The sequence below is a fragment of the Stenotrophomonas sp. GL_101 genome (assembly GCF_057835675.1).
The window spans coordinates 2,508,816-2,526,327 of record NZ_CM174432.1 but is presented as its reverse complement, the minus strand read 5'-3'; the positions used below and the strand labels follow the sequence as shown (position 1 = coordinate 2,526,327).

The 17,512-nt window shown below is 67.2% G+C and carries 17 protein-coding genes; 12 read left to right on the top strand and 5 right to left on the bottom strand.

Translation table 11 applies throughout. The features are described from left to right. The first annotated feature begins 16 nt into the window (after window positions 1-16). Window positions 17-883, top strand: coding sequence for an outer membrane protein assembly factor BamE (locus AC3IR9_RS11130; protein WP_489290781.1), 867 nt, complete (start codon window positions 17-19; stop codon window positions 881-883). A gap of 198 nt (window positions 884-1,081) precedes the next feature. Here the strand turns inward: AC3IR9_RS11130 and AC3IR9_RS11125 are convergent, their stop codons facing one another. Together AC3IR9_RS11125 and AC3IR9_RS11120 are read right to left on the bottom strand one after the other, a co-directional pair. Next, on the bottom strand, window positions 1,082-1,477 hold the full coding sequence (locus tag AC3IR9_RS11125) for an OsmC family protein (RefSeq protein WP_489290780.1): 396 nt from the start codon (window positions 1,475-1,477) through the stop codon (window positions 1,082-1,084). 110 nt (window positions 1,478-1,587) lie between these two features. Next, complete coding sequence (locus AC3IR9_RS11120) at window positions 1,588-3,375, bottom strand: FAD-binding oxidoreductase (RefSeq protein ID WP_489290778.1); 1,788 nt, start codon at window positions 3,373-3,375, stop codon at window positions 1,588-1,590. Between the two features lie 202 nt (window positions 3,376-3,577). Between AC3IR9_RS11120 and AC3IR9_RS11115 the strand changes: the two genes are divergently transcribed. Further along, window positions 3,578-4,483: a LysR substrate-binding domain-containing protein gene (locus tag AC3IR9_RS11115; RefSeq protein WP_489290776.1), complete on the top strand. Its 906-nt coding sequence runs from the start codon at window positions 3,578-3,580 to the stop codon at window positions 4,481-4,483. A gap of 78 nt (window positions 4,484-4,561) precedes the next feature. On the opposite strand, the gene AC3IR9_RS11110 is transcribed toward AC3IR9_RS11115, so the two are convergent. Both AC3IR9_RS11110 and AC3IR9_RS11105 read right to left on the bottom strand, forming a co-directional pair. Next, window positions 4,562-5,488 (bottom strand): tyrosine-protein phosphatase, encoded by a 927-nt coding sequence (locus AC3IR9_RS11110; RefSeq protein ID WP_489290774.1) that lies wholly within the window; start codon window positions 5,486-5,488, stop codon window positions 4,562-4,564. 17 nt (window positions 5,489-5,505) lie between these two features. Then, a complete protein-coding gene (locus AC3IR9_RS11105) occupies window positions 5,506-7,797 on the bottom strand; it encodes a TonB-dependent receptor (protein WP_489290772.1) in 2,292 nt (763 codons plus the stop codon). 128 nt (window positions 7,798-7,925) lie between these two features. Here AC3IR9_RS11105 and AC3IR9_RS11100 point away from each other — a divergent pair, with 128 nt between their 5' ends. The 3 genes from AC3IR9_RS11100 to AC3IR9_RS11090 all read left to right on the top strand — a co-directional run bounded on the left by AC3IR9_RS11100 (window position 7,926) and on the right by AC3IR9_RS11090 (window position 9,443). Beyond that, window positions 7,926-8,570, top strand: coding sequence for a TetR/AcrR family transcriptional regulator (locus AC3IR9_RS11100; RefSeq protein WP_489290770.1), 645 nt, complete (start codon window positions 7,926-7,928; stop codon window positions 8,568-8,570). Between the two features lie 11 nt (window positions 8,571-8,581). After that, window positions 8,582-9,070 (top strand): hypothetical protein, encoded by a 489-nt coding sequence (locus AC3IR9_RS11095; RefSeq protein WP_489290768.1) that lies wholly within the window; start codon window positions 8,582-8,584, stop codon window positions 9,068-9,070. Window positions 9,071-9,173: 103 nt separating this feature from the next. Further along, window positions 9,174-9,443, top strand: a complete 270-nt coding sequence (locus tag AC3IR9_RS11090) for a hypothetical protein (RefSeq protein WP_489290766.1) — start codon at window positions 9,174-9,176, stop codon at window positions 9,441-9,443. Between the two features lie 12 nt (window positions 9,444-9,455). Here the strand turns inward: AC3IR9_RS11090 and AC3IR9_RS11085 are convergent, their stop codons facing one another. Then, a complete protein-coding gene (locus tag AC3IR9_RS11085) occupies window positions 9,456-10,823 on the bottom strand; it encodes an aminotransferase-like domain-containing protein (RefSeq protein WP_489290765.1) in 1,368 nt (455 codons plus the stop codon). Between the two features lie 189 nt (window positions 10,824-11,012). Between AC3IR9_RS11085 and cyoA the strand changes: the two genes are divergently transcribed. From cyoA to AC3IR9_RS11050, 7 genes are all read left to right on the top strand, one after another. Continuing rightward, window positions 11,013-11,945, top strand: a complete 933-nt coding sequence (gene cyoA / locus AC3IR9_RS11080) for a ubiquinol oxidase subunit II (RefSeq protein WP_489290763.1) — start codon at window positions 11,013-11,015, stop codon at window positions 11,943-11,945. A gap of 2 nt (window positions 11,946-11,947) precedes the next feature. Next, window positions 11,948-13,927 carry a cytochrome o ubiquinol oxidase subunit I gene (gene cyoB, locus AC3IR9_RS11075; RefSeq protein ID WP_489290761.1) on the top strand — a complete coding sequence of 660 codons (1,980 nt, stop codon included), beginning with the start codon at window positions 11,948-11,950 and terminating at the stop codon, window positions 13,925-13,927. Continuing rightward, a complete protein-coding gene (gene cyoC / locus AC3IR9_RS11070; RefSeq protein ID WP_489290759.1) occupies window positions 13,924-14,556 on the top strand; it encodes a cytochrome o ubiquinol oxidase subunit III in 633 nt (210 codons plus the stop codon). The genes cyoB and cyoC overlap by 4 nt, the downstream gene beginning before the upstream one ends. Continuing rightward, window positions 14,553-14,894 carry a cytochrome o ubiquinol oxidase subunit IV gene (cyoD, locus tag AC3IR9_RS11065; RefSeq protein WP_489290757.1) on the top strand — a complete coding sequence of 114 codons (342 nt, stop codon included), beginning with the start codon at window positions 14,553-14,555 and terminating at the stop codon, window positions 14,892-14,894. The genes cyoC and cyoD overlap by 4 nt, the downstream gene beginning before the upstream one ends. A 2-nt stretch (window positions 14,895-14,896) precedes the next feature. Next, window positions 14,897-15,388: a copper chaperone PCu(A)C gene (locus AC3IR9_RS11060; protein ID WP_489290755.1), complete on the top strand. Its 492-nt coding sequence runs from the start codon at window positions 14,897-14,899 to the stop codon at window positions 15,386-15,388. After that, entirely contained in the window at window positions 15,385-15,954 is a 570-nt protein-coding gene (locus tag AC3IR9_RS11055; RefSeq protein ID WP_489290753.1) for an SCO family protein, read from the top strand. Before AC3IR9_RS11060 ends, AC3IR9_RS11055 begins: the two co-directional genes overlap by 4 nt. Window positions 15,955-16,066: 112 nt before the next feature. Continuing rightward, complete coding sequence (locus tag AC3IR9_RS11050) at window positions 16,067-17,470, top strand: MFS transporter (protein ID WP_489290751.1); 1,404 nt, start codon at window positions 16,067-16,069, stop codon at window positions 17,468-17,470. Window positions 17,471-17,512 lie beyond the last annotated feature (42 nt).

Sequence of the window (17,512 nt, the reverse complement as noted above, 5' to 3'; positions counted from 1 at the left end):
GCCCAAGGGGGAATCCATGTCCACGTCCATCCAGCACGACCACACACCATTGTTGCGTTCGCTCTCGCTGGCCCTGGCGGTGCTGCTGTTCAGCGCCTGCGCCAGCGGCGGCAGGCACCATGATCCAGCGCCGGGCGAACCGGCCACCGATGCCGAGGAAAGCGCGGTGACCTTCCCCGACCCCAAGCGGGCCACGTTGAAGGAAGGCCTGTTCGTCGATCTCGACAACCTGCGCCTGTTCGCGCGCGGGATGAGCAAACGCCAGCTTTATACCTTGCTGGGAACCCCGCACTTCGGCGAAGGCATGTGGGGCGTACGCGAGTGGAATTACCTGTTCAACTTCCGCAGCAATCCCGGCGGTGACTATTTCACCTGCCAGTTCCAGGTGCACTTTGACAACAAGGGGATTGCCCAGGCCGGCTATTGGAAACCGCAGGCCTGTGCAGCGCTGCTGCAGCCCCCGGCACCGCCACCGCCGCCACCGCCACCGCCGCCGGCTCCCATGCCGAGCGAGCCGGTGCGCTTGTCGGCCGATGCCTTGTTCGCCTTCGACAGTGCAACCCTGACCGACGCCGGGCGCCGCAGCGTGGATGCATTGCTTGAGCAGGTGCGCAACGCCAGCCAGGTACAGACCATCCAGGTGGCCGGCTACACCGACCGGATCGGTAGTGACAGCTACAACATGCGGCTGTCGCAGCGGCGCGCCCAGGCGGTACGCGATGCCTTGGTACAAGGGGGGGTACCGGCCACGGCGATTGTTGCCGAGGGTCACGGCAAAGCCAACGCGCTGGTGCAGTGCACGCAGGGCAATCGGCAGGCGGTGATTGCCTGCCTGGGACCGAACCGTCGCGTTGAGATATCGGGCATGGCGCAGCGCCGCTGACCCGCAACGCGGCGATCGGCCGCGCCTTTCCTGCTGTCCCTGGCCCCGGGCCGATGCGACTCTCCCGTATCGGCCGGGGCGATTTTTGACCTGGCGCGTGGTCTCCGCGAGATGTCTCCCCCGTCATCGCTCTGGGGCGGCGCGCCAGGTCATCTTGTTACCTGCGATGCCGCGTCCAGGGCATCTACCGGGCGATACTCAGCCGGGCGCACGTTCACTGGTGATGGTGGCCCCCTCGCGCATCACCAGGGTGACCGGGGTTTTCTCCACCACCTCCAGCAGGCGGTGCCACTGCGCGTCGCTGAGGGCGCCGCTGGCATGCAGTACACGATGCACCTGCAGCTTGCCGGCGGCATCGCGCGAGGACGACAGCTCGGCACGGAATTCACCCAGTGCCCAGCCCTTTTTCTCCGCATACATGCGCAGGGTGATGGCCGTACAGGCCGACAACGCGGCCAGGTACAGGTCGAACGGTGCCATGCCCGCGCCGTGGCCGCCCAGCGTGGCTGGTTCGTCGGCAATCAGCTGGTGTTCGCCGCTGCGGATCTGGTGCCGGTAGTTGGGGCCTTCGGAAACGATCTGGACCTGTGCCATGACGGTGCGCCGTGCGGGTAGGAAAGCGGCGGTCAGCATCGCACGGCCCCGCGCATCGCGCAGCCGTGCATCGGCGGGACGCAACGTTACACGGTGCGCGCGATCGGTCCTCAACCGGTGTGTCGCTCGAGGCCGTCCGCACTCCAGCCCTCGCTGCCGACGCCGTGATGGATCACGAACAGTCCATCCGGATCGTAGCGATGCTTGGCCGCCAGCAGGCGAGGGTAGTGTGGCCCCCAGAACGCCTGTTGCCAGTTGCGTTGGAAGTAGTCGCACTCGGAGACGTAGGTCGGAGCGTCCGGGGCGATCGCCGACAGTGCCTGGTAGGCACGCGAGACCTGCAGCGCGCCGCGCCGCGCCGCAGGCTCGTCGACGGTGCCGCCGCTGCCCGGGTAGACCGGGCCACCGGCGTTGCCGATCAGGGCCAGGGCGAAGGCGTCCAGCACGGCGGGATGGGTGGCGGTGTCGCTGCTGGCCGCGATCGCGTCCGCAGGCGCGCCGAACAGGCCCTTGTTGCAATGCAGGCCGACATCCATGTACGCGGCGGCGGCGCAGAGGGCGATGGCCGCCGCGTCGCGCCGTGCATCATCCAGCAGGTTGGAGGGCAGCCAGGCCGACGCATAGCCATGCAGGAACCAGCCCACCTGGCCCTGGTCGCCCTTCCACAGCATGTGCAGGGAGGGTGCGCCGGCGCGGGTGTCTTCGGCGATCAACGCCGGGGCATGCTGGCGGAAGAAGTCCGCATCCCAGAAGTCGCGCGCGGGCATGGCCAGCGCCTCGAACGGCTTGAGCACCGTGTAGCCGTCACGCGCCTGTATCCAGTCCAGCAGCGGCGCCCAGACAGCATTGGCGGCGTCGCGGCTGATGCCCTGGAACACCATGGAGATCGACAGCGTCCGTTCGCCGGCAAAGGTGATCTGCTCGCCCCATTGTGGGTTGCACAGGCTGTCACGGTAGAAGCGCAGCAACTCGCTGGCGAGCGCATGCCAGTGCGCGTCGCTGGCGGCCTGTACCTTGCAGGTCACGCCGCCAAAGGTATCGGGCAACGCGTGGGTGCGCAGGGTCAAGCGGGTCACGATGCCGAAACTGGCCGCGCAGCCGCCCTTCAGTGCCCAGAACAGCTCGGCGTCGTTGTCTGCATTGACCACCCGCACGCGACCATCGGCGGTCACCACTTCGGCCTCCAGCAGGCTGGCCGCTGCGGTCCCGAAGGCTTTGGAGAAGCTGCCGAAGCCACCGCCGCTGACCAGTCCTGCCACGCCCACCGAGGTGCAGCCGCCGCCCTGCACATAGCGCCCGCCGCGGGTGGTGACCGCATCGTAGACGTCGATCCACATCGCCCCGGCACCCACGCTCACCGCCGGTTGCGGTGCGGTGCCCGGGCGCGCGTCATGCGCGACGAATGCCGCGTGCAGCTCGACCTGCTTCATCGCCCGGGTCCAGACCAGCAACGCGTCTGCCGCGCACGAGGTGCCGTGGTAGCTGTGGCCGCCGCCCCTGACGGCGAGGCGTAGCCGGTGGCGTCGTGCGAAGCTCACCGCCGCGGCGACATCGGCGCTGTTGGCCGCAGCCACTACCTGCGCGCTGGGCAGCGACCGCCACGCGCCGAAGTAGCCGCTGGTCTGGGTGAGTGCAGGTTGATCGCCGAGGTAGAAGGGATTGTGGATCTGGGCGAGGGCCTCGGCCCGGGTGGCCGCATCGGCCAGGAACGGCGACTGCGGTACCGACAGGCGGCCACCAACGGCACGCGCCAGTTCCTGCCATTGCCGGGCGCTCGGCCAGCCCGCCAGGCCGGGCCGGGCGCGGGAGGCGGCGGGCAGGGCGGCCGCCTCGGCCTTCATGGCCAGGGGCAACAGCGGGAGCATCAGGCCGGCGTGGAGGCAGTCGCGTCGTTTCATGGCAGTCCTTCCTGCGGCAGGGCCGCGCTCGATGGCACCGAGTCTGTGCCCGGCAACGCCCGCCGTCATTGAGCAGGGGGCGATTGCCGGGCTGGCGGGGGCGGGCGGAGGGCAGGAAGGGACCGGCGGCGGCATCGGTCAGGGCACGTCTTTGATATCTTGAGTGCACCAGAACGAGGCCAGTGATACTCCTGGAGTTTCAATGATAGAGACCCGCCTGCTGCGGCAGTTCATCGCCGTTGCCGAAGAACTTCATTTCCATCGTGCGGCCGAGCGACTGCACATGGCACAGCCGCCCCTGAGCCAGGCGATCCGCCGGCTGGAGGCGGCAATTGGATACCCGTTGTTTGAGCGCACCCCGCGCAGCGTGGTCCTGACCCGCGCCGGTGTGTCGTTCCTGGAGACCGCCCGCCACACCCTGCAGACCCTGGGAGAGGGGGTGGCGCAGACACGCCGGGTCGCGCAGGGCCTGGAAGGTCATCTCACCCTGACCTTCATCACCATCGCGCACTATCCGTCGCTGCTGGCCGCGCTGCGCCGCTTTCGATCCGCATCGCCAGGGGTGGCCTTCAGCATGGTCGAAGCAACCACCCAGGAGCAGGTCGCGGCGCTGGAGCAGGGCACGGCGGATATCGGATTCCTGCGCGCACCGGGCACGAGCACGCCGCAGCTGCGCCTGGAAACCGTGGTGAGCGAGGGCATCTGCGTGGCCCTGCCAGCCGGCCATCATCTTCAGTCGCGGGCGGTGGTGCCGTTGGCGGCACTCCGCGATGAGGCCTTCGTGGCATCGCGCAGGGCGCTCGGGCAGGGCTTCCATGACCAGCTCATCGGCCTGTGCCAGGCGGCGGGCTTTGTACCGGACATCGTCCAGCACGGGCGGCAGATGCAGACCTTGATTGCGCTGGTCGCCTGTGGCTTCGGCATTGCATTGCTACCGGCATCGCTTGCATCGGTGGCGCGCGAAGACGTTGTGTTCCGCCCGATCCAGGTCGATGCGCCCGAAGCACAGGCGCGGTTGGAGCTGCTGATGGCGTGGAACCCGGCCCAGGCGTCTGCGCTCCGCGACCGGCTGGTGGAGGCGGTGCTTCATTCCTTGCCGCCGCACTGAGGCGGCAAGGCCAGCAGCGTCATCGCATTATCGGGAGCCGCCGGTCGCAGGCTCGGCGCTGTGACCGGCGCGCCTCACTCAGCCTGCCTGTCCCAGCCGCACCATCAGCTGCTGGATTTCCGCTTCGCTGATGCCAATGGACTTCAGGTAGCCTTCGGCACCGCCGTACTGCTGGTGCAGGGCGGCCAGGAACATCTGCATGTTCTCCGGCGCGGTACCGGCCATGCCGGCCATCTTTTTCCCGATCTCCGGGTTCTGCCGGATCAGTTCCATGATCTGCGCGTTCATCGCGCTGTCCTTGGGCTGGCCTTCCAGGTAGTGCGCGGAGATCGCGTAGTTGTGCACGATGTCCGCACTGGAGACCCCGGCCAGGTCCAGCAGCAGTCCGGCGATGATGCCGGTGCGGTCCTTGCCCGCGGTGCAGTGGAACAGGACGGTGCCGTCGCGCTCGGCGGCGATGCGCTGGAAGACCTGCTTGAACTGTGGCTGGCTGTGATCCAGCCACTGCACATAGGCGGCACCGAGCGAATCGGGGAAGCTGGTCATCATCTTCTGCAGGTCCATCTTCTCGGTGCCCATCAGCGAGGTGCGCTGGTAGGCGAAGCGATCGTCGTTGGCCAGCAGGTCCGGCGACTGCGCTTGTTCATCGGCGGTACGCAGGTCGATATCCAGCGTCACCCCGGTAGCGGCCAGCGTGTCGCGGTCGGCGTCGGTGAGGCGGCCCAGGTCGGAGGTACGCACGAACGCGCTGGCCGGGATCGGCCCGCGGCTGCCCTGCAGGCCGGCGAAGGTGCGGGTGTTCCATGCGCCCTGCAGCGGAATGAAGCGCTGGGCGTCGGCGGCCAGCGGCGGCAGGTTGCCGCTGCGGGGCGCTGCGACCGGTGCCGGTGCAGTGCTGGCTGCGGCGGCCGGGTGGGCGGCGTAGGCGATGCTGTTGCCGGCGAGCATCGGCAGGGACAGTGCCAGGGCCAGGGCCAGGGCGATTTCTGTGCGGCGGTTCTTCATCGGGGTCTCCAGGGTGTTCAGAAGTTGACGGTGACGTCCAGGCCATAGGTGCGCGGGTCGTTGAAGATCCCGGTCTGGCCAAGGGCGGCGCTGTTGAGCTTGTAGAACAGGTGCTGTTCGTCGAGCAGGTTGCGTGCCCACAGCGAGAAGGCGAGGGTCGACCCGGTGGCGTTGAGTGGCACATCGATCAAGGCCACGCGGGCATTCACCACGAAGGAACTGTCGGTGAGCACCTGGTCGTACTCGCTGGTGTAGAAGCCGTCGGACCAGTTGCCGTCAAGATGGAACTTGAGGGCCGAGAAGTTGGCGAACGGCACCAGGTAATCCAGCGCGAGGCTGCCGGCATTCTTCGGGGCCAGCAGCGGTTTCACCGTGACTTCCACGCCGGCGCCGAACGGGTCGACCGCATTTTGTGCGTCGATCCGGGTGTAGGCGTAGTTCAGGCCCACGGTCAGGTTGTCCACCGGCATGATGCTGAACTCCAGCTCGGCGCCGCGCGAGGTGCCGTTGCTGAGTGCGTTGGTGGTGACCATCGTGGTGCGGGTTTCGCCGCTGTTGGGATCGAACGGCAGCGAGAAGTCCATCTGCTTGTGCTCGATCTTTGAATCGAACAGGGCCAGGTTCAGGCGCGCGCGGTTGTCCCAGAACTGCGATTTGATCCCCAGCTCGAGGGCGGTCACTTCTTCCGGTGCGAAGGCGGTGTAGGCCGTGGAGCGCGAATTGGCGCCGCCGGCCTTGAAGCCGGTGCTGTACTTGGCATACACCATTGCATGGTCGCCCAGGTCGTAGGCGATGTTCACCATCGGGTCGAAGCGCCCCCAGGCGTCATCGAACGCCAGGTCGGTGGCCGCGCCATTGACGGTGTAGAGGGAGCCCTTCTTGTCATCGCGGGTGTAGCGTCCGCCTGCGGTCAGGTGCAGGCGCTCAAGCGAGGCCGGCGTCCAGGTGGCCTGCCCGAAGATACCCAGGCTGTCGGTCCACGCCTTGCTGGCGCGATCGATGCGGACGTTGGCCAGGTTCAGCGGATTGGTGGCCGGGTTCAACGTGTAACTGTTGCCACCCGGACCCCACAGCAGCATGTTCGGGGTCTGCGCGTTGTCCCCGGCGGTTTCGTGATAGTAGAACGCGCCGGCCAGGAACTGGACCTGCGAGGTGCTGCCGATCAGCTGGAACTCCTGGCTGTACTGGTGCTGGTAGACCTGGGCCAGGCTGTAACGGCCGAAGGGGGTATTGGGGCCACCATAGGCGGAGATCGCATCGACCAGGCCCATGTCGAACTGGCCCTGGGTGAGCTCACGGTAGGAACTGATGGACTTCAGCTCCAGGCGGTCGCTGAGTGTCCAGCCCAGGCTGAGCAGGTGGCCGCTGGTACGGCCGACGTTGTCTTCCTGCGGGCCGCCGAGGAGCGAGGCATCGCGCCGGTCTTCGCTCGCGCCGGCCTTCTGCAGCGGGCTCAGGTACGCGCCTGCCACCAGTACCTGGGTGTGGTAAGGCGTCGTGGCATCGTAGGAGCGATCAAAGGCGTACAGCGCGGAAAAGTCGTCGCTGGGTTGCCACAACGCCGTCAGCCGTGCGCCGCGCTTGTCGTAACGGTTGAAGTCGCGCTCGCCGCGCATCGGGTTGTCGGTGGTGCCGCCGCGCGTGGCCTGCACCGCATCGATCTTGACACTGACATCGCCCACCTTGGGCAGGTCCAGGTGCAGGCCGCTGGTGTAGCCGCTGTAGTTGGACACCCCGGCGCTGACCGAGCCGCCAAACTCGCCGGTGGGCGGTTTGGTGATGATGCTGATGGCGCCGCCTTCGGTATTGCGGCCGAACAGAGTGCCCTGCGGGCCCTTCAATACCTCGATCCGTTCCACGTCGTAGAGCATGCTTCCCAGCCCCTGCGCGCGGCCCATGAACACGCCGTCGACGTACACGCCCACGCCGGCGTTGCGCGCGGGTTGGTTGGCGTCACCGGAGGCGCCGATCCCGCGGATGCCGATGTTCAATGCCGAACTGCGGGTGGCGAACGGGGTCACCCGCAACGAGGGGATCGAGCCATCGGACAGGCTGCCGAGCGAGATCGCGCTGCGATCCTTCAGCGCCTCGGCATCCACCACGGAGACCGAAATCGGGGTTTCCTGCAGATTGGTCGCGCGCTTCTGCGCGGTCACCACGACCTGGTCCAGGGCGACCACGTCGCGGCTGGCGCTGTCGGTGGTGGCAGCATCGCCCTCCGCAGCGAGGGCGGGCAGGGCAGTGGCGATGGCAAGCGCGGCGACGATGGCAAGGGGCAACGGTTGGCGGTGCAGCAGGGCGTGGCGCATCGGCTTCAGTCGTAGGGAAGTGAGGGGGCCGGCGCAGTCTGGGCGTGCACAATGACAGATGAATGACCGTTCATTCATCACCTGGATCGCGTACCATCCACCGGCACTGGACGCCTACACGACGAGCAATGACGCCGAACACCCCAACGCCTACACCGATGGCCGATGCGGCAGCCACGCGCGCCGAGGCGCAGCGCCAGCGCATCCTCGATGCCGCGCAGCGCTGTTTCATCACCCGGGGATTCCATGCCGGATCCATCAGCGAGATCGCCACAGAAGCGGAGATCAGCCAGGGGTTGATGTATCGCTACTTCGAGAACAAACGGGCGTTGATCCTGGCGTTGATCGAGCGGCAACTGGTGCATGACCAGGACGCGATTGGACACATGCCGGCCGCGTCGGACCTGGTCGAGGGCCTGCTTCGCTGCTACCAGCAGTGGGCACGTGGGGAGACACTGGATACCGGTGGCAATGCCATCGCCAGCGTCGCGCTGTATGCCGAAATCACCGCCGAAGCGCATCGCGATCCGGTGGTAGCCGAGGTGCTGCGCCGGCATGACAAACAGACCAGCGCCGCCATCGCCCGCTGGCTGCGCCATCACGACGGCGCGCAGGGTCGCGCTGTCGATGAGGAGGATCTCCAGCGACGCACCCTGCTGCTGCGCCTGCTGGTGGAAGGATTGGCGATGCGCGCGGTGCGCGACCCCGACCTGGCACCGGACATCGTGCGTCAGCTGTTGGTGTCGTCCATTTCAATCGTGTTGGCAGACTGAGGCCGTATTCCATGAATGATGCCGCTGACCGCGCCGAACGCCGCGCACAGGTCACCGCCGCGATGCAGGCCGCTGGCTGCCTCGATCCTGGCGACTGGGTCGGTAGTGAACTGAGGGAGGACATTCCGCAGTTCGCGCGCTTCCTGCTGCTGCGTGATGTCCACCGGCTGGCCGATGCGGTGGAGGAGGGCCTGTCAGAAGCGCTGTACGACCGGCCGGACCTGGAGGAAACGCTGAAGGCGGTGCACGCGGCAGTATCGCCGGCGGCCCTGCATGCGCTGTTGCTGGCCTACGGCAAGGCCCTCGGCAATGGCTTCGTCATGGCGTTGGACGAAGGCCCGGCCGGGCAGCGGGACGACATGCCCGGCTGGCTGTTGATGGAAACCAATGCCGAGGGCGAGCCGACCGGGCGAGCGGTGCAGGGCCTGCACGAAGACTATCTGGACGTTGACCTGTCCTATGCGCGCACCTTGCCCAACGCCGATGGCGGCGCCGCATAGGTGAATGACGCGCCCTTCAACCGGCGCTGAGTGCTGGGCGCTGGCGCGAGCGGGGCGTATATTCTCCCCCCTCTCCTTTGCTGGCCCGACCCGGAATCCCCTGATGAGCGCGACCAAGAAGTACTTCAAACACCCGGCAGAATCGGACCTGGGCAACGGCACCGTGTATCTGGAAGCGGCTGGCGAGGTCATCGTGCGGCAGGTGGAAAGCTATCGCAGCGTGCTGACCTGGGCCGACAAAACCGGCCACAGCGACGCGCGTTTCGCGCTGGCCGACCAGCCGCTGTCCTGGCTGGACCTGGATTCGGACGATGAAATCTCCGCGGCCGAGTTCGAGGCGGCCTGGACGCGGGCCAAAGCGGTCAACGCCTGACCGCCGGGGCGGCTAGACCGTCCAGCCGACGCCTTCGCCGGCGGCGGCATGCATCAAGGCATCCAGCTGCCGCAAGGCGCGATGCAGCTCCTGCCGATGCGCGGCTGCGCCCAGTGACACCCGCACGGCATTGTTGATGGCGGTGCCTTGCGGAGTGAAGGCCGACGAAGGCGCGATTCCCAGCCCCTGCAGCCGCGCCGCATGGGTCAGGCTGGCGTCGGTCCAGTGGGCGGGCAGGCGGCACCATGCGTGCACGCCGGCACAGTGCTGCAGGAACTGCGGCGACAGGGCGGCGCTGGCCAGGTAGCGCCGCTCGGCGGCTTCTTCCTGCACCAGCGTGAGCAGGGTGGCGGCCGACCCATCCAGGATCAACTGGGTGACCAGGGCATTCATCAGCGGCGGCGCCATCAGGTTGACCGCGCGCAACGCGTCAAGCACGGCCTGGCGCGCGACGCCCTCGGGCAGGTACACAAAGCCGGTGTGCAGGCCCGGGCTGAGGCACTTGGACAGCGTGGAGATGTAGCAGGTGTGGTCCGGCGCCAGCAGCGCGATCGGGGCCGGGGCGTCATCCACCAGCAGCCAGTACGGGTCGTCTTCGATCAGGGACAGGCGCTGCGCGCGCAGCACCTCGGCGATCTGCACCCGGCGGGGCTCGGGCAGGGTGCGGGCGGTGGGGTTCTGCGCGGTCGGGTTGAGGTAGACCACCCGCGCACCGGTCGCGCGTGCCTGGCGACGCAGTGCGTCCGGGCGCATGCCGTGCTCGTCGCACTCCACCACCTGCAGCTTGCGCTGCAGGACCCGCGCGGCATGCAGCAGGCCGGGGTAGACCAGGGGCTCGCACAGGATCGTGTCGCCGGCCTCGGTAAGCGCCAGCAGCAGCGCCGACAACGCGGCCTGCGCGCCTTCGGTGACCACCAGCCGGCCGCTGTCGCACTTGCCGAGGATCGGTTTGAGCCATTGCTGCGCGGCCAGGTGATCGGCGCGGCTGCCGCCGCCGAGGTGGTAGGTCATCAGGTTGCCGGCATCGCTGCGGGTCAGCACGGTGGACAGCCCGCGTCGAAGCATCTCGGCCACGGCTCCGCTGGCGGGGCTGGGCGGCAGGTTCATGCCCAGGTCGACCAGTTGTGCCAGTTCCACCTTGGGCGGCGCAACGAAGGTGCCCAGCGGACCACGTGCGTCGATCAGCCCGCGTTTGCGCGCCTCGGTGAAGGCACGGGTGACGGTGGTCAGGTCCACGCCGAGGTCGGCGGCGAGCACGCGCTGGGCGGGAAGTCGCTGACCGGGGCGCAGCGTGCCGGACCAGACCGCGCGTTCGAGCGCCTGCACGATGCGCAGGTAGACCGGCCCGTGACCATCGGCGATGAGAGCATTCCACTGCATCGGCGCATCTTACGCCGGGGTGCGCAGGGGGCTGCGACAGTGTGTCGCATCATGTATGGATCATGTCGTTGCCTAACGTACGCGGCTGCGGCGGGCACCCCCCATGCATATCGGTCATGCAGGGGGGCGTCCGCCACTTCTTCGATCCGGGCCGCCCGGCCCGGCACTGCGTTGGAAGGGCCGTCCCGCATGATTCCCGCTACACAACACGCTCGCCGCGCCAGCCTGGCCGGTCGAGTCCGCGCCGGACGCTGGTCCGGCCTGGCAGCGCTGCTGCTACTGCTCACCGGGTGCAGCAACCTGGAGCTGTTCAACCCCATGGGCAGCATCGCCGAACAGGAGATGCAGCTGATCCTGGTGTGTACCGGGCTGATGCTGCTGGTGGTGATCCCGGTGATCCTGCTGACGCTGTACTTCGCGTGGCGCTACCGCGAATCCAATACCGCCGCCACCTACGCGCCGGACTGGTCGCACTCCACCGCCATCGAAGTGGTGATCTGGACCATTCCGTGCCTGATCATCGTGGTGCTGGCGGTGCTGATCTGGAAGAGCACGCATGCCCTGGACCCCTACAGGCCGATTGAATCGGACAAGGCGCCGCTGCGGGTGGAAGTGGTGTCGTTGAACTGGAAGTGGTTGTTCATCTACCCCGACCACAACGTGGCCACGATCAATGAGCTGGTGATGCCGGTGGATACGCCGGTGGCATTCAAGCTGACCTCCGAGTCGATGATGAATGCCTTCTTCGTGCCGCAGCTGGGCAGCATGGTCTACACCATGCCGGCCATGCAGACCCGCCTGCACCTGATCGGGCATACCCCGGGCACCTACGCCGGGATGTCATCGGCCTACAGCGGCGCGGGCTTCTCGGACATGAAGTTCCCGGCACGGGTGGTGACCGACGCCGACTTCACCCGCTGGCTGGAACAGGCCCGCAGCAGTGGCGACCACCTGGGCGCCGCGCGCCTGGCCGAGCTGGAAGTGCCCACCCACGGATCGCCGCTGCTGCGCTTCAGTGGCGTGGATACCGGCCTGTTCGACAGCATCGTCGCCCGTTACCACGGCATGGCCGATGCCGAGATATGCCTGCCGGGTGAAGAACCCGGGGCCAAGGAGAACTGATTGTGCTTGGAAAGTTGAACCTCGAAGCAATTCCCTACCACGACCCGATCATCATGTCGGCGCTGGCCGGCTCGCTGCTGCTCGGCCTGGCGATCATCGCCGCGATCACCTACTTCAAGAAGTGGGGCTATCTCTGGACCGAGTGGATCACCTCGGTGGACCACAAGAAGATCGGCGTGATGTACATCCTGCTGGCGCTGGTCATGCTGGTGCGCGGCTTTGCCGATGCACTGATGATGCGTGCCCAGCAGGCCATTGCCGCCAACGACGCGGCCGGCTACCTGCCGCCGGAACACTACGACCAGATCTTCACCGCGCACGGGGTGATCATGATCTTCTTCGTGGCCACGCCCTTGATCGTGGGCCTGATGAACATCGTGGTACCGCTGCAGATCGGTGCACGCGATGTGGCGTTCCCGTTCGTCAACTCGCTCAGCTTCTGGCTGTCGGCGGTGGGTGCGGTGCTGGTGATGGCCTCGATGTTCGTCGGCGACTTCGCCGCGACCGGCTGGGTGGCCTATCCGCCACTGTCGGGCATCGAGTACAGCCCCACCGTGGGCGTGGACTACTACATCTGGTCATTGCAGGTATCGGGTATCGGCACCACGCTGACCGGCCTGAACTTCATCGTCACCATCCTCAAGATGCGTGCGCCGGGCATGGACCTGATGAAGATGCCGGTGTTCACCTGGACCGCGTTGATCACCAACATCCTGATCGTGGCGATCTTCCCGGTGCTGACCGCAACGCTGCTGCTGTTGACGATGGACCGCTACTTCGGCATGCATTTTTTCACCAATGATGCCGGCGGCAACGCCATGATGTACGTCAACCTGATCTGGATCTGGGGCCACCCGGAAGTGTACGTGCTGATCCTGCCGTGCTTCGGTGCGTTCTCGGAGATCATCGCCACCTTCTCGGGCAAGCCGCTGTTTGGCTATCGTTCGATGGTGTACGCCACCTGCTCGATCGGCGTGCTGTCGTTCTTCGTGTGGCTGCACCACTTCTTCACCATGGGTTCGGGCGCGAACGTCAATGCGTTCTTCGGGATCATGACCTCGATCATCTCCATTCCCACCGGGGTGAAGCTGTTCAACTGGCTGTTCACCATGTACCGCGGCCGCATCCGCTACCACTCCTCGACGATGTGGACGATCGGCTTCATGGTCACTTTCGCGCTGGGTGGCATGACCGGCGTCATGCTGGCGATCCCGGGCGCGGACTTCGTGTTGCACAACAGCCTGTTCCTGATCGCGCACTTCCATAACGTGATCATCGGCGGGGTGGTGTTCGGCTGCCTGGCCGGCATCACCTTCTGGTTCCCGAAAGCGTTCGGCTTCACCCTCAACGAGCGCTGGGGCAAGATTTCGTTCTGGTGCTGGCTGGTCGGCTTCTACCTGGCGTTCATGCCGCTGTACGTGCTCGGCTTCAAGGGCATGACCCGGCGCATGAACCACTACGCGGTGGAGGGCTGGCAGCCGTGGTTGATCGTGGCGGCCATCGGTGCGCTGGTGATCGCCGCCGGCATCGCGGCGATGTTCATCCAGTTCTACGTCAGCGTGCGCGACCGCAAGGCCAACATGGACCTTACCGGCGACCCGTGGAATGCACGCAGCCTGGAATGGGCGACGTCCTCGCCACCCCCGTTCTACAACTTCGCCCACGTGCCGCAGATCACCTCGCTGGAACAGCACTGGGATGACAAGCAGCAGGGCCGCGCCTGGCAACGCCCGGGCCACTACGAGGATATCCACATGCCGCGCAATACCGGCGCCGGCGTGGTGATCTCGGTGTTCAGCCTGGTGCTGTGCTTCGCCCTGGTCTGGCACATGTGGATCGTGGCGGCGATTGGCCTGGTCGGGGTGATCGCCACCTTCGTGCTGCGTTCCTACGACCGTGACGTGGATTACTACGTACCCGGCGCCGAGGTGAAGCGTATTGAGGACGCGCACATCGCGCGGCTGCAGGGAGCCCGGGCATGAGCGGCGATACGTTGGCGGCAAGCCCGGTGCACGGGCAGCGGGAGGCAGGTCATTACGACCCCGCGCACCACGATGACGGCAACAAGACCGTGGTGGGTTTCTGGATGTACCTGATGGGCGACTGCCTGATCTTCGCGGTGTTGTTTGCCACCTTCGGGGTGCTGCTCAACGGCACCGCCGACGGTCCCAGCGGCAAGGAGCTGTTCAAGCTGGGCTTCGTGCTGTCCGAAACGGTGGTGCTGCTGCTGAGCAGCTTCACCTTCGGCGTGGCGATGCTGGGCATGCAGGCCGGCAAGCGCAACCAGGTGGTTGGCTGGCTGGTCGCCACCGGGTTGCTCGGCGCGGTGTTCATCGGCATGGAGTTGTATGAGTTCGCCGAGCTGATCCACGAAGGCGCCACCCCGGACGTGAGCGCCTACCTCTCGGCGTACTTCACCCTGGTGGCTACCCATGGCCTGCATGTCAGCGTCGGCCTGCTGTGGCTGGCGATCATGATCCACCAGGTGCTGAGGTTCGGCCTGGACGGTGTGGTGCGCCGCCGACTGGCGTGCCTGAGCCTGTTCTGGCATTTCCTGGACCTGATCTGGATCTGCGTGTTCACCTTCGTCTACCTGCGGGAGTTCGTATGAGCCCGAGCGCTTCTGAAACCGATCACGGTGGCGGCCACGCCACTCTCAAGGGCTACGTTGTCGGCCTGCTGCTGTGCCTGCTGCTGACCGGCGCCTCGTTCGGCGTGGTGATGAGCGGGCTGGTGCCGCCGCCACTGCGACTGACCGCCATCGTGGTGCTGTGCGTGGTCCAGCTGGTCGCCCAGCTGGTGCTGTTCCTGCACATCGGCGCGGGCCGCAGCCAGCGCGAGAACACCGGTATTTTCCTGTGCACCGCGTTCCTGATTGCCATCGTGGTGGCGGGGTCGTTGTGGGTGATGCACAACGCCACCCTCAACATGATGCCGATGCAGGTCTGAGCATGGCCATGACCGGACGCACGCTCTGTTTCACCTTCTCCTGCCTGCTTGGTTTGGGTGCCGCCGTTCCTGCGGGGGCGGCACCGAACCTGCCGGCGACCACCGCCGTGGTGGCCAGCGAGGCCTGGATCCGCCTGCCGCCGCCTGCGGCAGGCGTGGCCGCCGGCTACGTGCAACTGCACAACGGCGGCGTCGAGGACCGGCTGGTGGCGGCCAGCGCCGCCGGCTTCGGGCAGGTCCAGATCCATGCGATGCGCATGGACGGCGAGGTCATGCGCATGCAGGCGTTGCCCGGGGGGCTGCTGCTGCCGGCCGGGCGGACCACGCCCCTGCAACCGGGCGGCTACCACTTGATGCTGATGCTGCCCAAGCGCCCGCTGCAGCCCGGCCAACACGTACGCGTGCGTCTGACACTGGCGTCGGGCGGCGAGCAGAGCGTGGATTTCGTGGTGCGTGACGGGATGGGCGGGCACGCGCATGGAGCCGCGCGATGACGCGTGCAGGGTGGCGGGTATTGCTGGCGGTGCTGCTGTTGGCCGGCTGCAGCGACGACCGGGCACCGATCATGGGCCAGGCCGCGCTGGAATCGGTGGCCCTGCGCAGCAGCGATGGCCGTACGCTGTCCATCGGCAGCCTGCGAGGACACCCCACGCTGGTGTTCTTCGGGTTCACCCACTGCCCGGAGGTATGCCCGTTGAGCCTGCTCAAGGCGGTGCAGCTCAAGCGCCGGCTGGGCCCGCCGGGTGAGGATCTGCAGGTGGTCTTCGTGACGGTCGACCCGCAGCGCGATACCCCCGCCCACCTGCGCGAGTACCTGGCCGCGTTCGACCCGGGTTTCATCGGCCTGTCCGGCGACGAGGCCGGCACCCGCGCGGTGGCCGAGAGCCTGGGCGTGAGCTACCGGCGGGTGGGCGAGGGTGACGCGGCGACGTTTGAACACACCGCCTCGTGGTTCCTGCTGGGGGCCGATGGCAAGCTGCAGGACGTACTGGGCTACGCGCTCGGCGATGCGGACATGGAGGCCAGGGTGCGGCGCCGGCTGCCGGCGGCCGGCACGTGAGCGGCGTCGGCGACGCTGGACCGGTAGCGCGCCGCGGCGCGCCTGCCGACGCGGTTCTGCTGCTGGCATCGGCCGGGTGTGCGCTGACCGTGCTGGACACCAATGAGTAGGCGTGGTGCTGCCCACCATCGCACGCGAGTTGTCGGCGTCGTTTGCCGACATCGAGTGGGTGGTCAGCGCCTACGTGCTGTGCTTTGCCGCGCTGCTGTTGCCGGCCGGCACCCTGGCCGACCGTATCGGACGCAGGCGCCTGTATCAGGTGGGGCTGGTGCTGTTTGCGCTGACGTCGGTGGCCTGCGGGTTGGCCAGCCATGCCAGCACGCTGTACCTGGCACGCGCCGGGCAGGGGGCGGCAGCGGCGTTCATGCTGGCCCCGGCACTGTCATTGATCGGCCACGCCCACCAGGACACCGCCTCGCGCACCCGTGCCTGGGCGATATGGGGCGCGATCATGGGTTTGACCATGGTGCTGGCGCCGTTGATCGGTGGCGTGATCGCGACCTGGTGGGGGTGGCGATGGGCCTTCCACATCAATCTGCCACTGTGCCTGCTGCTGGCGGGGTTGAGCCGGACCTTCGTTGCCGAATCGCGCGATCCGGTACGGCGGCGGATCGATGTCGCCGGGGTGGCGTTGTTCGCCGGCAGCATGCTGTGCTGGACCTGGGCGCTGATCCGCGGGCCCGCCGAAGGCTGGGCGGTGGCACTGCCCTGGCTGCTGTCCGGCACGGTGCTCGGCACGGCATTCATCGCGGTCGAGCGCAGGCGTGCACAGCCGATGCTGGACCTTGGCTTGTTCCGGATCCCGGCACTGGTTGGTGCGGTGATTGCGATGTTCGCCTATGCCGCGGCGATCCAGGTAATGGCGTCGCTGTTGCCGCTGCTGCTGCAGAACGTGCGCGGCGACAGCGTGTTGCAGGCCGGCGTGCACATGCTGCCGTTCGCGCTGGCGATGCTGCTGCTGCCGTTCGTCGGCCGGCGGCTGGGTGCGCACTGGCATTCCGGGCGGCTGCTGGCGCTGGGGCTGGGCGTGGCGGTGATGGGCAACCTGGGCGTGGCACTGGCGCTGTGGCGGCATAGCGACAGCGGGCTGCTGCTGGCGATGGCGGTGCTGGGCAGCGGCGGTGGGCTGCTCAATGGCGAAACCCAGAAGGCGATCATGGCGGTCATTCCGCCCGACCGCGCCGGCATGGCATCGGGGATCAGTACCACCGCGCGGTTCTCCGGCATCCTGATCGGCTTCGCCACGTTGGGCGCGGTGCTCTCCAGCCACGTGCGCCACGCCGCTGAACGGGTATTCGCCGAGGCCGGGCAGGCGTTGTCGCCGGCACTGATGGAACGGGTGGTGGTGGGGGACGTGTCCACCTCGGCAGGCCGGCTGGGTGGATTGGCGCGGGACGCCTATGCCACCGGTGCCGGCTACGCATTTGTGACCGCGGCCGCGATGGCGTTGCTGGCGATGCTGGCGACGGTCGTGCTGATGCGACCTGGCATTCAAGGCGCGTGCTGCACCCGCTAGCCGCCGACGGTGGGTCGGCATCACCGCGCCTGGGCTGCGATG